Source organism: Pseudomonas sp. NFIX10, assembly GCF_900111955.1.
Classification (GTDB): domain Bacteria; phylum Pseudomonadota; class Gammaproteobacteria; order Pseudomonadales; family Pseudomonadaceae; genus Aquipseudomonas; species Aquipseudomonas fluorescens_AA.
In genome coordinates this window covers 162,417-176,954 of sequence record NZ_FOKH01000003.1, presented here as the reverse complement: position 1 = coordinate 176,954, position 14,538 = coordinate 162,417, and the positions used below count along the sequence as shown (strand labels likewise).

15 protein-coding genes are annotated in these 14,538 nt (G+C 62.2%); 7 read left to right on the top strand and 8 right to left on the bottom strand.

Features of this window, described 5'->3' with window-relative positions; translation table 11 throughout:
* The first annotated feature begins 3 nt into the window (after nt 1-3).
* The 5 genes from BM321_RS04320 to BM321_RS04305 all read left to right on the top strand — a co-directional run bounded on the left by BM321_RS04320 (nt 4) and on the right by BM321_RS04305 (nt 3,549).
* On the top strand, nt 4-996 hold the full coding sequence (locus tag BM321_RS04320) for an aliphatic sulfonate ABC transporter substrate-binding protein (protein WP_092441638.1): 993 nt from the start codon (nt 4-6) through the stop codon (nt 994-996).
* 62 nt (nt 997-1,058) lie between these two features.
* The gene (locus tag BM321_RS04315) at nt 1,059-1,904 is read left to right on the top strand and encodes an ABC transporter permease (RefSeq protein WP_092441637.1); all 846 of its coding nucleotides are present in this window, start codon (nt 1,059-1,061) and stop codon (nt 1,902-1,904) included.
* A gap of 3 nt (nt 1,905-1,907) precedes the next feature.
* The gene (locus tag BM321_RS04310) at nt 1,908-2,621 is read left to right on the top strand and encodes an ABC transporter ATP-binding protein (RefSeq protein WP_092441636.1); all 714 of its coding nucleotides are present in this window, start codon (nt 1,908-1,910) and stop codon (nt 2,619-2,621) included.
* Nucleotides 2,622-2,743: 122 nt separating this feature from the next.
* Entirely contained in the window at nt 2,744-2,905 is a 162-nt protein-coding gene (locus BM321_RS30415; protein WP_170847644.1) for a hypothetical protein, read from the top strand.
* A 53-nt stretch (nt 2,906-2,958) separates the two neighbouring features.
* Nucleotides 2,959-3,549, top strand: coding sequence for a helix-turn-helix domain-containing protein (locus BM321_RS04305; RefSeq protein WP_170866797.1), 591 nt, complete (start codon nt 2,959-2,961; stop codon nt 3,547-3,549).
* 131 nt (nt 3,550-3,680) lie between these two features.
* On the opposite strand, the gene BM321_RS04300 is transcribed toward BM321_RS04305, so the two are convergent.
* Nucleotides 3,681-4,190 (bottom strand): hypothetical protein, encoded by a 510-nt coding sequence (locus BM321_RS04300; protein ID WP_175534896.1) that lies wholly within the window; start codon nt 4,188-4,190, stop codon nt 3,681-3,683.
* A 292-nt stretch (nt 4,191-4,482) separates the two neighbouring features.
* Nucleotides 4,483-5,439 (bottom strand): threonine dehydratase, encoded by a 957-nt coding sequence (locus BM321_RS04295; protein WP_092441634.1) that lies wholly within the window; start codon nt 5,437-5,439, stop codon nt 4,483-4,485.
* Nucleotides 5,440-5,533: 94 nt separating this feature from the next.
* Here BM321_RS04295 and BM321_RS04290 point away from each other — a divergent pair, with 94 nt between their 5' ends.
* Nucleotides 5,534-6,349, top strand: coding sequence for a helix-turn-helix transcriptional regulator (locus tag BM321_RS04290; RefSeq protein ID WP_371856607.1), 816 nt, complete (start codon nt 5,534-5,536; stop codon nt 6,347-6,349).
* Nucleotides 6,350-6,525: 176 nt separating this feature from the next.
* Here BM321_RS04290 and BM321_RS04285 read toward each other — a convergent pair whose 3' ends face one another.
* The 5 genes from BM321_RS04285 to BM321_RS04265 form a co-directional block, all read right to left on the bottom strand.
* The gene (locus BM321_RS04285) at nt 6,526-7,290 is read right to left on the bottom strand and encodes an SDR family NAD(P)-dependent oxidoreductase (RefSeq protein WP_092441633.1); all 765 of its coding nucleotides are present in this window, start codon (nt 7,288-7,290) and stop codon (nt 6,526-6,528) included.
* Nucleotides 7,291-7,557: 267 nt separating this feature from the next.
* Nucleotides 7,558-9,927 carry a hypothetical protein gene (locus BM321_RS04280; RefSeq protein ID WP_092441632.1) on the bottom strand — a complete coding sequence of 790 codons (2,370 nt, stop codon included), beginning with the start codon at nt 9,925-9,927 and terminating at the stop codon, nt 7,558-7,560.
* 52 nt (nt 9,928-9,979) lie between these two features.
* On the bottom strand, nt 9,980-10,729 hold the full coding sequence (locus BM321_RS04275) for an ABC transporter permease (RefSeq protein ID WP_060741800.1): 750 nt from the start codon (nt 10,727-10,729) through the stop codon (nt 9,980-9,982).
* A gap of 7 nt (nt 10,730-10,736) precedes the next feature.
* Nucleotides 10,737-11,738, bottom strand: a complete 1,002-nt coding sequence (locus BM321_RS04270) for an ABC transporter substrate-binding protein (RefSeq protein ID WP_092441631.1) — start codon at nt 11,736-11,738, stop codon at nt 10,737-10,739.
* Nucleotides 11,735-12,574 (bottom strand): ABC transporter ATP-binding protein, encoded by an 840-nt coding sequence (locus BM321_RS04265; RefSeq protein WP_092441630.1) that lies wholly within the window; start codon nt 12,572-12,574, stop codon nt 11,735-11,737. Before BM321_RS04265 ends, BM321_RS04270 begins: the two co-directional genes overlap by 4 nt.
* 134 nt (nt 12,575-12,708) lie before the next feature.
* On the opposite strand from BM321_RS04265, the gene BM321_RS04260 reads away from it, so the two are divergent.
* On the top strand, nt 12,709-13,452 hold the full coding sequence (locus BM321_RS04260; RefSeq protein WP_092441629.1) for a GntR family transcriptional regulator: 744 nt from the start codon (nt 12,709-12,711) through the stop codon (nt 13,450-13,452).
* 6 nt (nt 13,453-13,458) lie between these two features.
* Here the strand turns inward: BM321_RS04260 and BM321_RS04255 are convergent, their stop codons facing one another.
* A complete protein-coding gene (locus BM321_RS04255; protein ID WP_092441628.1) occupies nt 13,459-14,370 on the bottom strand; it encodes a bifunctional helix-turn-helix transcriptional regulator/GNAT family N-acetyltransferase in 912 nt (303 codons plus the stop codon).
* Nucleotides 14,371-14,538 lie beyond the last annotated feature (168 nt).

Here is a 14,538-nt window from a genome sequence, read left to right as displayed (position 1 = left end):
TCCATGAAACCCGACTTCCGTTTTTCACTGGCCCTGGCCAGATCCCTGATCGGTGCCTGTGCCCTGGCGTTGAGCCTGCCATCCCTGGCCCAGACCGCAGAAAGCCCCCCGGCCGAAGTGCACCTGGATTATGCGTATTACTCGCCGGTCAGCCTGGTGCTCAAGCACTTCGGTTACCTGGAAAAGGCCTTGCCCCAGACCAAGGTCAGTTGGGTCCTGAGCCAAGGCAGTAACCGCTCCCTGGAATACCTCAACAGCGGCGGCGTCGACTTCGCTTCGTCCGCCAGCCTCGCCGCGGTGCTGAGCCGGGCCAATGGCAGCCCGATCAAGTCGGTGTATGTCTACAGTCGCGCCGAATGGACCGCCCTGGTGGTGCGCAAGGATTCGCCGTACCAGACGGTCGCCGACCTCAAGGGCAAGAAAATCGCCGCCACCAAAGGCACCGATCCCTACCTGTTCACCCTGCGCAGCCTGCAACAGGCCGGGCTGAAGAAAGACGATGTGGAGCTGGTGCACCTGCAGCACCCGGACGGTCGTACCGCCCTGGAAAAAGGCGATGTCGACGCCTGGGCCGGTCTCGACCCGCACATGGCCGCCAGCGAAGTACAAGCCGGGTCGCGCCTGCTGTATCGCAACCCCGCCTTCAACAGCTACGGCGTGGTCAGCGTCACGGAGAAATATGCCCAGGAGCATCCGCAGACCATCGACACCGTGCTTGCGGCCTACGAACAGGCTCGGGCCTGGGCGGTGGAGCATCCGCTAGAGCTGGCCAAGTTGCTGGCCGACAAATCCGGACTGCCGCTGGAAGTCGCCCGGCTGCAACTGTCCCGCACCGACCTGGGCAGCCCGCAATTGAGTGCCAAGGATGTGCTGGCTTCCAAGGCTGCCGCGCCGATCCTGGTCTCGGAAGAATTGGTTCGTCGCGGGGTGAATGTGGACCAGGTGATCGATCAATTGCTCGACACCGGCCGCCAGCAGGCCGTGGCCCGTCAATAACCCTTGCCCAGGCGACAACCGATCCGCGCCTGGCGCGGATTCGGCGTTGCCGGAGGAACGCCATGAGCAGTAACAGCGAAGACCTCTCCAGCCCCCATTTGGCCCTGTCCGCATCGGGTAAAGCGGCCCTGTTCAATCCCGACCGCTGGCGACTGCGCCTCAAGGGGCTGGCCCTACCGGTGCTGATCGTCGTGTTCCTGGAGATCATCGTGCGCATCGGTTGGCTGCCCGCCTACCAGATGCCGGCCCCCAGCGAGATCGCCCTGACCCTCGGCGACCTGGCTGAGGGGGCGCTCTGGAAACATATCAGCGCCAGCCTGTTGCGAGTGCTGCTGGGCTTTGCCATCGGCGCCAGCCTGGCGTTGGTCTTTGCCGCCTGGGTTGGCTTGAGCCGGGAGGCCGAAGCCTATCTGGAGCCGACCTTCGCCGGCCTGCGCTCGATCCCCAGCCTGGCCTGGGTGCCATTGCTCCTGCTGTGGCTGGGCATCGACGAAACCTCGAAGGTGGTGCTGATCGCCATCGGCGCGTTCTTTCCCGTGTACCTCAATGGCGTGGCAGCGATTCGCAACATCGACCGCAAGCTGGTGGAGGTCGGCCAAATGTACGGCTTCAGCCGCCGCCGTCTGGTACGGCGGATTCTCCTGCCCGCCGCCCTGCCCGGCCTGTTCACCGGGTTGCGCGGCGGCATGAGCCTGGCCTGGATGTTCCTGGTGGCCGCCGAGCTGATCGCCGCGACCAAAGGCCTGGGCTATCTGCTCAGCGATGGCCGCGAAACCTCGCGTCCGGACATCGTGCTGGCGGCGATCATCGTGCTCGCCCTGCTGGGCAAGCTCAGCGACGGCATCCTCGCCGCCCTGGAAAAACATTTCCTGGCCTGGCGCGACACCTTTAACGGCACCGAGGAGTGAGCCATGACCCAAGCCCTGCTGGACATCCACGTCGAGCGCAAGATTTTCGCCGACACTACCGTGCTCAATCATATCCACCTGCAACTGCAACCCCGGGAAGCCGTGTGCCTGCTGGGCCCCAGCGGCTGTGGCAAGAGCACCTTGCTGCGCATCGTCGCCGGTCTGGAGAAAGACTTCGAAGGGCAACTGCTCAGCCACACCGAACACCTGGCCTTTGTGTTCCAGGAACCGCGATTGATGCCCTGGCTGACGGTGCAACAGAACATCGGGTTCAGTGATGACGACGATTACGACAAGGCCTGGGTCGCGCAGTTGATCGAGGAAGTCGGCCTCACGGGTTTTGCCGACGCGTTGCCCAAGGCGTTGTCCGGCGGTATGGCGCAGCGGGTGGCGATTGCCCGCGGCCTGTACGCGCGACCGCAGGTGCTGTTGCTGGACGAGCCCTTCAGCGCCGTCGATGCCTTCACCCGCATGAAATTGCAGGACCTGTTGCTGCAACTGGCCGAGCGGCATGGGATCGCCTTGTTGCTGGTCACTCACGATGTCGACGAGGCGCTGTACCTGAGCGACCGGGTGTTGGTGATGGACAACCGCCCCAGCCGCATTCGCCAAGCGTTGACGGTGCAACTGGACCATCCGCGAGACCGGCGCAACCCGTTGCTGGCCCGACTCAAGGCGCTGGCCCTGACCGAACTGCAGCGTGCCCATGTGATTTGATCAAGGCGCTTCACTAAGCACTTAAAAGCATTAACAAATAAACAATAAGTATTTATGGTTATAAACATAACCACGTACTCTCAGCTCATCCCGTCCCATTGGTCACGACAGTGAAGTGCCTTATGAAACCGACTGACAACGTTATCGACTTCGTCCAGTTCCGCAAACGCAAGCAGGCTCAGCAACTGGCCCGGGCCATGTGGGAAATGTACGCGCGTAATGCCGGTTACCAGGCGTTCCAGTGGGTCCAGGCGTTCCAGCCGACCAGGACGTACCAGGCGTGAGCATCCAGGAACCCTCGCGCTTTTTGGCGAGTGCCGACGAACCCGAAGTGGATCTGAACAACCTGGAAGCCTTGGATGAAGATCCGATTTGCGAACGGGTCGCGCAGAACCTGCAACGCCTGCGCGGCAAGCGTCACCTGTCCCTCGACGCCCTCGCCCGCCAGTGCGGGGTAAGCCGGGCCATGCTGGCGCAGATCGAGTCCGGACGCAGCGTCCCCTCGATCAAGGTACTGTGCAAAATTGCCAAGGGCCTGAAGGTGTCGGTTGCCGCGTTCCTGGAACATCGGGCTTTCGAAGGGGTGGCGGTGCTGTCGGTCAGCCAGAGCAAACGCCTGGTCAGCGCCAGTGGCGCCTTTGTCAGCCGTGCCCTGTTCCCGTTCGATGTGGCACGCCAGTCGGAATTCTACGAGCTGCGCCTGGGCCCCTTGGGTGAGGACCAGTCCGAAGGGCATGGGCCCGGTGTTCAGGAGAACCTGGTGGTGTCCCAGGGTGTGCTGGAGATCAGCGTCAACGACGAGCGCTACCTGCTCTCCACTGGCGACTCGATTCTGTTTTATGCCGACCAACCACACCGCTACCGCAACCCGGCCGACAGCGAAGCGGTGGCGTACCTGGTGGTCACCTACCCGGAACGCCTGGACTGACCCCGCCTGTGGCGAGGGAGCTTGCTCCCGTTTGAGTGCGCAACGCTCACAAAATGGGGGCGGCTGCGCAGCCCAGCGGGAGCAAGCTCCCTCGCCACGGGGCCAGTCTCAAGGACGTTGCCCGGCTGTAATCAGCAGGTGCAGCACATCATCGGCATGCCGTTGCAGCTCATCATCATCGGCATGCCGCAGTCGTCCATCATCTTCATCATCAAGGCACAGCAGTTCTTCATCATGTCCATGTTCATGCCCGCCATCGGCATGACTTTGCACATCATGCAGTCCGCCATCACCGTGCATTCCATCACGCACTTCATCATCGGCATCGGCATGCCCATCATCGGCATTGGCATCATCATGCTCGCCATCGGCATGGCCATGCTCGCCTGGGACATGCACATCATGCTCATGTTGCCGCAGTGCATCATCATCGGCATGCCGCAGTTCATCATCATCTGCATCATGTCGGCGCTGTTCTTGAACATGGCCATGTCCATGCCGGCGGCTGGCATCATTTTGCACATCATGCCGTCGTCCATCATTTCGCAGGTCATGGTCGCCATCATCATCGGCATGCCCATCATTGGCATCATCGGCATGTTGGCGTTCATCGGCATTGGCATCTGCATGGCGTTCATCATGGTGGTGTTCCCTGTAAGGTTCGAGAGTCGGACGAGCTGATGGGGCGGATTCTAAGCATTGACCCGGGCCCGACAAGATGGCGATCGAACAGCAGGAATGAACGTTCAGACAGGCTTACCGGAGCGACACGTGCAAAGTCGTCTGCTTCTGCATGCACTGCGCTTTCATTGCAGATACTTTCCAAGCGACAGCTTCGATTCTTCGGTCATGGATATGCCATCCAAACCTATATCAATAACCGTAAGAAATAATCGATCTAAATATCCTCCAGGGTTTCCCGCTACGAGGGGCTCAGCCAATCAACCGGGCATACACCGGCCGGTCAATATTCCCGCCGGACAGAATCACTCCCACCTTTTTCCCCTGCATCGCTTCACGTTCCTGCATGAGTGCCGCCAAGGCCGCGGCACCTGCGCCCTCGGCCAGGTTATGGGTGTCGGTGTAATACACCCGCATGGCCTCGGCAATTTCCGCATCGCTGACCGCGACGATCCGCGCCGCAGCGGCCCCATAGATGGCAAAGGCCTCGGGAATGGGTCTACGCACGGCCAACCCGTCCGCGAAGGTAGTCGCCGTAGCGGTCTCACACAGTCTTCCCGTTTCAAATGACAACTTTGCCGCGACGGCCTCGGTGGACACGACACCCACCACTTGGGTTTTCAGCCCCAAGGCATCGCGGGCGGCGATGACTGCGCAAATCCCCGACCCACAGCCTATCGGCACGTAGACCGTGTCGAGGTCCGGCACCGCCTTGAACAGCTCAAGCCCATAAGTCGCCACGCCCCTGACCAACTCAGGATGGAACGGCGGCACCAGGTAGAGGCCTTGTGCGTGGGCCAGGCGTGCAGCTTCTTCCCGGGCCTCATCGAAATCGCGGCCATGTTCGACCACCTCGCCGCCAAAGCCACGCATGGCATTGTTCTTCTCCACCGAGTTGCCTTGCGGCACGACGATCAACGCTTTCAAACCCAAGGCAGTGGCCGCCAGCGCCAGGCTCTGGCCATGGTTGCCGCGCGTCGCCGTGACAATGCCTTTCGCCTCGGGATGCTCGCGCTTGAGCCAGTGCGCGAAGGTCAGGCCACCGCGTACCTTGAAGGCCCCGGTCGGGGTGTGATTCTCGTGCTTGACCCACACCGTGCAACCCAACCGTTCAGCCAGCAACGGCCAGGCGTATTGGGCCGTGGCGGGCATGAATTGATAGAGATGGCGGGCAGCGTGTTCGATGTCGTCGCGGGTCAGTGTGTGCATGATTGGGCCTCCTGGTTTTGCCCAGTCTAATCAGCGCGACGGCGACGGGGCTTTCAGAAAACTGACCTGACTTTCAGGCCCGCTCTTCATTACTATGCTGTTCATGAACATGCGAAACCATCAACCGCCGCTCCTGTCTGAACCGGTCCGTCGTATCGAGGCAGGGCCCTGGGCGATCGAATTGCTCCCCGGCTGTGCCTACGCGACCCGCTACGTCGCGACCCAGTCGGCGATCGGTTTTGCCTTCGACAGTCAGCGTGGCCGACACGCCATCGGCAGCGACCGCGTGCTGCCCTTCGAGGCGCTGCCCAACGGCCTGGCATTCGTTCCCGCCGGGTGCGACGTGTTCTCCGAATCCCCCCGGGGCGGTGAATACCTACGGATGGTGCGCACCGACGGCCTGGCGTTGCCGGCGAAACATGCGTTCAACAATCGTATTGACCCGCAGGCCATCACCCTCGCCTTGAGAATGCGCAGCGCACTGCTGCGTGCCACGGCAGAGGACGATTGGGAAGCCTGGGCGCTCGGGCTGGCTGAGCGAGTGAAGGACCACAAGCGGTTTTCGGCACACTCCCAAGGTTCGATCACGGGCGGTCGGATGCGCCTGCTCGATGAATTCATCGACGCCGGTCTCGACGGCCCGCTGGGGGTCAAGGAAATGGCCGGGCTGCTGGGTTTGTCCGAAGGTTATTTCATGCGGGCGTTCAAGCAGGCGACCGGCAAAAGCCCACACAGCTACCTGATCGACCGGCGCCTCGCCAAGGCACGGGCGCTGATGCGCGATTCAACCGCCCGACTGACCGATATCGCCCACATCTGCGGCTTCAATTCCCAGGCGCACATGACCACGCTGTTCAAGCAACGTCTTGGCGTCAGCCCGGCGCAGTTGCGCGGGTATTCGAGGCTCTGAACCCTCTGGGCACGGTACTGGTCAGCGAAGGCATGGGCTTGGTCGGGCGGCCACTGCCTGTGCCCGAGAATAGCGTGGTCCCTTTGAGAGGCAGGCTTCGTCGGGCGCAGCTCTGACAACAACACCGGCCGGGTGCACAGCCCGGCCGGTTACCCAGGTGCAATCCATCACTCGATTCAGCCAGCGGTAACGGTCATGCCGCCGTCGGCCATGACCACCGCACCGACCACAAAACTCGCGCGATCCGAGGCCAGGAACGCAACCACCTCGGCAATTTCTTCCGGCCGTGCGGCCCGGCCGATGGGCGCGGCTTCACCGTGCCGGGCGAGGAACGCCGGACCGTCCTCGACCACGTCATTGAGGATGTTGGTGACCACATCGCCAACACCGATGGCATTGACGCGAATGCCATGCTCGATGACTTCCAGGGCCAGGGTGCGCGTCAGTTGCGCCAGGGCACCTTTGGACGCGGTGTAGGCGGCAATGGTCGGGAAGGCAAAATAGGACGCGTAGGACGCAATGTTGACGATGGCCCCCGACTTGTTCGGCATCATCGCCTTGACCGCTTCGCGTGAATGCAGGAAAGCGGCCGTGGCGTTGACCGCCTGGATGCGCTCCCAGTCCTGGCGCGTCATGTCGATGACCAGTTTATTGATGATGATCCCGGCATTGTTGACCAGGATATCCAGCCGGCCGAACTGCTCGACGGCCAGGCCGACAGCGCGCTCGGCGGCGCCATCCGCGGTGATGTCGGCCTCCAGCGGCACCAGCCCGGGACGGGCCAGCTCATGGACGGCGGGGTTGATGTCTTCAGCGATTACCTTGGCGCCGCGGGCATGCAACAGCAATGCGATGGCCTTGCCGATGCCACTGGCGGCGCCAGTGACCAGTGCAACCTTGCCTTGGACTTCGTGGGGAATGTTGTGTTGGATATCGGTCATGATCGCTCTCCTGCGTGAGTGGGCAGACGAGACATTCGCCCGCCCGGCGCCCGTGGGCGCTGTCGTTATCGACGACTTCACTTTCTCGCAATGGCGACGGCCAGGCTTTCGCAGGCTTGCTGGGACTGTCGGGGTTTTGCGCAAATGTGACCAGAGAGAACTCCCGCCGGGCTCAGTAGGCGCTGGCGAAGTCTGCGATCTTTTGATCTTTCGCTTGAGATTCAAGTGTCTGGGGAAAGATCGCAGCCTCGTTGCACTCGACAGCGCCTACAGGGTCAGGAACAGCGCGGAGGTCCAGACCCGTGACTGATCCCGCTGGCGGGCACAGATGAACAAGGGGTGTTCACGCCCTGGATCAAGCCCCAAGCGGGCCAGTTCGATGCGCCCCTGCAACTCACGGGGCAACGGTGCAGCGGTCATCCGTTCCAGGGACAGTTTCAACTCCGCGCCCGGCAACTCTTCGACCACTTGCGATTGCGCCAACAACTCATCGCCGGACAGCTCCATCACCACGGTCGGTGCGTGCACGTAAGGTTGCGGTTCGGACGGGTCGCCGACCTTGACGTAATTGTCGATACGGCTGTGGATCTGCAGCGTGGCGCCGGCCAGTTGCGACAAGTCGATTTCGATGCTGTCGGTATCGCCATTGGTGTCGGTGCGAAACGCCAGGACCGTGGCGTCCTTGCGCCATACGGTCTGCTCGGGATGGTCAAGGCCCAAGGCACGGAAACCATTGATGATCGCGCCGGTGATACGGATTTCGCCAGTCCAGTACGCACCGCGATAGCGGTCCTTGATCCGCGCGCCCCCCAGGCGCAGGCGAATGCGTTGCGCGCAGAAACCCAGTTCCTGGTGCAGGTTGCGCGACCAGATCAACTGGTCGCCATCGAACAGATCGACCTGCTCCCACCCGGCCTCCCCCAGCAGTCGATAGTCCAGGGAGGCATTCGCATCGGCAGTGAAGACTTCACCCATGAAGTGCTTGCCCTGGCGCAGGCTGGCGAACGAACGCTCACCGGTCGTGGCGAAGGTACGGCGGGCGCGCAAGGCCTTGCCGACGCTGGTGCGGTCGAAAGCCTCGGCGACCACACCCGTCAACCCGCCACGGGAGCCGAACACCGCCGTGGCCGGAACGCCGCCACCGCAGCGGCCCTGGTGCTCATCGCTATTCGCCGCGGCGCCAACCCGATAGCCACGCTGCAGCGCTTCAGCGTAGACCCAATGGAACTGGCCCCAGGCCGAACCCACCTCAATCAGCCGCTCGAGTTCCGGGTGATGCCAGTCGAGGTTGCAACGGCGTCCACCGACATGGGGCATCATCAGATGGCCCTCAGGGTCCTTGGCATAGGCGGCGTACAACTCGTCCACCGGCCAGGCGCCAGGCTTGATGGTGCCGGCGGTGAACTCATTCCATTCGAAGGAACGCACCAGTCGTCCTTGATTGTCGAAGGGGAACTCGGGTTTGCGGTCATGCAGGAATACGACGTTGCGGTCGCCGCCCGCACAAGAGTTACCGCACCATTCGGTTCCGGGATAACACACGAATCGGCCCGACTCATTGAGCTCGTGGATCAGCTTGACCGCCTGGTCCCAGCGTTGCTCGGTGATATTGAAGTCATTGGCGGTGTAGCCGAGGACGTCGAGCCCGGCGACATCGCGACCGTAGCTGAGGTTGTACAGCGTGTCGTTGGTGCCCACCGTGTCATCGGAATGCACATGCAGGTCGGCGTAGAGCGGGCGCAACGCCGTACCGGCCGGGTCGACGGTGACGAAGGCCTGGGCCCCGTCGACAAACGGCGCCGCCACGCTGGCGGACAAACGCCACTCACCCACGGCGCCGAGGTCAAGCGCCTCGAGCCGGGCCGTCGCCCAACCTTCGGACGCCAGCGTGAACGGCTGTCGACGCTCGCCGCCCTCCGGATCGACCAGGGTCAGTACCCCCTCGAGCGGCAGGTTTCGGCAGGTGTTGCCCCAGGCATCGTCCACCCGCAAGAGGACATCGAAGGCTTCCCCGGCGCTGACCAGTCGAGGCACGATCAGCTGCACACGCTGCGCCGGTCCCGGCACGATGTCCAACAAGGGGTCGCCCGGCACTTCGGCAAATTTCGAGCTGCCCAGCGGGTCGATGAACAGGCGGAAACGGAAGTCCTTCTCGACGAAACTCTGCACCCGCGTCCCCGCCCCGCCCTGGCGTCGGTCCCCCAGGCGAATGATGACTTTATCTCCCGGGTTCAGGTACCCGTCGATGATGTCGATGATGATCGCTTTCTGAAATGGCCGTTCATGGCCCTTCTGGTCGAAGCGCACCTTCAAGTGCTGCACCGTGGCCTGGCTCTGGCCGGGGACCAGCTCACCAGCCTGGTATTCGGCGCTGACATAGTTGGGGCCGGCCGGGTTCGAGGTCTGGAACAAGGCCCAGTCGGAATAGAACTTGAAGGCCAGCTTGAGCCACGCGCCGTCGGCCAGGCCGCTGCCACCGACCTCGTAGACCAGGGTGATTTCATCCCACTGCCCGGCGACCAATGTGTCACGGTCGCAGTGGACGCTGCCCAGGAACGGACGTTTCTTGTTGCGCTCGTACAGGCCTTGGGGGGCGATGTAATGCCCGGCTTCGCGGGGATCGAAAACGTTACTCACATGACACCTCGTGCAGTGGTCCACTGAAGGGTTCGAATACGTGGGGCGATGCTTATTGCACGCGCCATTGCTGGTAGTGACGCTCGATGCGCCGGAACACAAAGCTTTCCATGAGCCAGGCAATCAAGCCGATCACGACAATGCCCAGCAGCACCTGGCTGCTGTTGCCGATCTGCCCACCCGTGGCGACCATCCAGCCGATACCTCGGGAAGCGCCGATCATTTCCGCCGCCACCAGCGCCCGCCAGCCCTGGCTGAAGCCGATGCGCAAGGCGGCGGTCACGAACGGCAACGAGGCCGGCAAATAGACGTGGGCCAACAGCTGCCAGGCGTTGGCACCCAAGGTCCGTGCCGCGCGAACTTCACCGCCGCGGATGCTCTGCACGCCCTCCTGGATGGTCACCGCCATGGGGAACATCGCGGCAATGAAAATCACCAGCACGATGGAGACATAACCCAGGCCGAAAATGATCATGATCAGCGGCGCCCAGGCAATCGGCGGGATGGCCATGAACAGGCTGTTGAGCGGCGAGATGAAATCGCGAAAGCGCGAGGACAGGCCCGCGGCCGTGCCCAGCAGGAGCGCAACGATCACCGCGGCGCAAAAACCACCCAGCTCTTCCAGCACACTGGCCTGCAGGTGCTGCCACAGCGAACGGTCACCCAGCCAGCGCAGCGCCTCGCGGGCAACGTCCCAGGGCTGCGGCAGGATGTAGGTGGGAAAGCGGCTCGCCAGGGCGATCCAGATCAACAACAGGAATGGCAGCGACGCCCATCCCCAATTCGGTTTTGGCAAGGACATGACGGACTCAGTGCGCGGCTTTTTCCAGGTAGGAGGTATCCACGATCTGTTCGGTCTTGAGCGTGGTGTCGATAAAACCCAGGTCGTGGGAGTAATCCATCAGGCGCTGGATGAACTGGATGTCCGCCGCCTGCAAGTCCGCCGACCAGCCCAGGCGGGTCCGGGCCTGGGCGACGATGGTTTCGGGGGCGATGGTCTTGCCGTCCGGGCCTTGCACCGCTTCGAGCTTGAACGCCTCGGCGATGAGCCGGTTCGATTCGGCGGGATGTTCGTTGAGGAAAGCGATGGCCTTGCGATGGGCGCGCAGCAGCTTCACCACGTCATCCGGGCGCTCCTGCAAGGTTTTCGGCAAGGCGATCACCACGTACCACGGGTACTGGGGCAGCGCCTGGTTGACGTCCAGCAGGATCCGGCTCGAACCGCGCAACACCGACTGGCTGACGAAGGGTTCCCAGGAAAATGCCGCGTCGACGATGCCACGCTCGAGGGCAGCGTTCATGTTGCCCGGCGGCATGTCGATGATGTCCAGGTCCTTGTCCGGATCGAGCCCGGCCTTTTCCTTCAGGACATAACCGCGCAGCAGCACATCCATGCCACTGCCCTTCTTGACCCCGGCGAGTTTTTTCCCCTTGAGCGCTTCCAGCTGGGTGATCGGACTCTTGGCGTCGACAATCACCGCGGCCTGGCCGTAATTGACCTTCGCCAGGATCCGGCTTTGCAGCCCGCGGGAAAACCACTGGTACACCGGCGGGGTGCCGACATAGGCCACGTCCAGTTCACCGGCGGCCAGTGCCTGCTGGATCACCGGGCCATCGCCCAAGGCCTTGAGGTCGACGTTCAAGCCTTCTTCGCGGTAGTAACCTTGTTTGTCGGCGATCAGCGCCGGGGCGTTGGCCATGGCGAAGACATAACCCACGCGCAAGGGTTTCGCCTCGCCCGCCACGGCGAATGCGCTGCCTGCCAACGTGGCGGCAGACAATGTGAGGGCAAGCAGCGAACGTTTGATCATGCTGTCAGCTCAAGTCGAGGGGTGGGGTGAACCGTGGTGTCGCAGGCGTCCATCACCTGGGCAATGCGCGTCATCAGCTCATTGCGGTAATCGAGGAACGCCGGTAGGCGACGGGTTTTCAGGTTGCTGCGGGAACGCGGCAGGTGGATCTCCAGCTCGCTGTGAATGCCCCCGGGGGCGATGTTGAGCACGATGACCCGGTCGGCCAGGAACACCGCTTCGTCGATGTCGTGGGTAATGAACAACACCGTCTGGCCCAGTTCGGCCCAGATGCGCAACGTCTCTTCGTTCATGCTGTTGCGGCTGATGGCATCGAGCGCGGCGAACGGCTCATCCATCAGCAATACGCTGGGTTCCAGGGCCAGGGTCCGGGCCAGGGAGACGCGCTGTTGCATGCCACCGGAAAGCTGGTGCGGCAGCCGATGCGCCGCACTCTCCAGACCGACCAGGCGCAGGTACTGCAATGCCTGTGCACGCTGCTGCGATTCGTCGGTGCGGGCGCTCATCCGCAGACCAAAACGGACGTTTTCCAAGGCGCTCAACCAGGGAAACAATTGCGGCGCCTGGAACACATAACCCAACTCCGAACGCTCCGGGCGTACCGCTGTCTGGTTGATGGTGATGCGGCCACTTTGCGGTTGCACGAACCCTGACAACAGGTTCAGCAAGGTGGTTTTCCCACAGCCGGATGGCCCGAGGATCGCGACAAACTCACCGGGTTTGGCGTTCAGGCTGAAAGAGGAAAATACGCGATGCCCGTTGGGGTAGCTGAAGCTGATGTCATCGACCGTCAGGGCGTCGGCTTGCGGCTGCGGGTAAGGGAGGGTTTTGGGCATGGCAAGTGTCGTCAGGTCGTTTACAATGGGAATGCCTGACATAATACGTATTAATACAAGTAGTCCCAATAACCTATTTTTATAACCTTAGAAGTGAAGGCACCCTGCCCCACTCAAGGCCATGGAAGCTGACAGTGTCCACCTCCATTCTTCGCGACAGCACCACCTCGCTCTACGAACAGATCGCCCATCAACTGCTGGAAGAAATCCAGCGCGGCGACTACGAACCCAGCGGGAAGCTACCGTCCGAGGCGCAGTTGGGCGAACGGTTCGGGGTGAGCCGCGTCACGGTTCGCCTGGCAGTGGGCAAGCTCAGCGACGACGGTGTGGTGGAGCGCAAGCAAGGCAAAGGCACCTTCGTAGCGGCCAAGCAGGTACGCCACGGCCTGGATGCGTTGCGCAGCTTTCATGAGGCGTTGTTGCTACAAGGGCTGCAACCGAGCATGCAGGTGCTCAGCCATGCCCTGCAGCCCGTCCCGGAAACCCTGCGGGGTCTGTTTGAGCAAGCGCACGACTGCCTGCTTCTGGAGCGACTGCACTTCGTCGATGACGAACCCATCGCATTGGGACGCAGCCACCTGCCGGCAGAGTTGGCCAGCGTGGCCTGGGCTGAGGTCGAACATCAGCCGATCTATTCCATTCTCGAATCGATCACCGGCCTAGCGGTCAGTCGCGCCGACCTGGCCATCCGTGCACAGGAAGCCGACAAAAGCCTGGCCGGCGCGCTGCACGTCAAACGCGGTGCCGCGCTGCTGGTCATGGAGCGCACGTCCTATTTCGCCGATGGCCGTTGCTGCGACCGCACGACATTTTTCATCCGCCCGGAACGCTATGCCTTCGTGCTCAGTGGGGTTTTCAAATCCAATAGCGCCAATTGATACAATTCAAATTGGCGAGGCGGTTGGGCCCGGCCTGACAAAACACTGTTCAATGACCTGTCGCCCCCATTGCTGCCCCTCTTGCTCCTGCTCCAACCTGAAACCGAACGCCTCATACAGCTTGCGAGCAGCGTCGAGCCCCTGGAACGTCCAGAGGATCGTTGAGCTAAAGCCCCACTCGTCGCAGAACTTCATCGCTTCGGCCAACAGACGCCTGCCAGCCCCCTGGCCGCGCGCCGAATCATCCAGGATGAAGCAGCGCAGCACCGCACTGCCGCCCTCGCCTTCACCGTCGATGGCAATCGAACCGACTATTCGTTCGCCATCCAGGACTACCCAGACCTCATTGCGCGGATTGTGCAGGCGTCCCATCAGCTCGGCCATGTCCGATGCAACCAGGCTTTCGAACAACTGGCCGAAGTTCGAATGCCTGGCGTAATAGTCCGCATGCATTTGCACAATGCGGCCAATGACGCCAGGACGGTAGCCACGCGCAATCTCCAACTGCGCAGGCGCAGGCGGCGCTGTACCGAGCCGATGGGCGTGTAGCGCGACGGCATAGCTGGCAATCCCCTCACTCACGGTCTGACATTGCTCATTGGATAAGTGAGACATGGCCGCGACAACCTGTTGCGTGGCGAAAGCATCGATGGTTCGGAGGGTGTCTTGCCCCTGGGCGGTGAGTCGCAGTCTCTTGGCCCGCGCATCCTGTTCATGGGCAATTTCTTCGATCTCGCCGGCCTCGATGAGCTTGCGCACCATCCGACTCACGCTGGATTTTTCCAGGCCGAGCATCTCGACAAGCTCGCCCGCGGTCAGGGATTGGCGATTGCCGAGCTCCACGAGGGTGTGCACCGACGACGGCGGATAACCCGTCGCAGCCAACGTGGTGTGCATGAACCCCAGCTCCCGCACCATGAGACGCGACGCCGAACGGATTTTCTCAATCAGGGCTGGTGGGCAATGGTTCACGGGGGACCTCGAATGCGGATGGGTATTTAGTTGTACCGCACAACTAAATACCCATCCGTGCGTTCAGTCAAGCTTTCCGTTGGCTGGCCTATCAGCGATAAGGCAGGTAGTGAC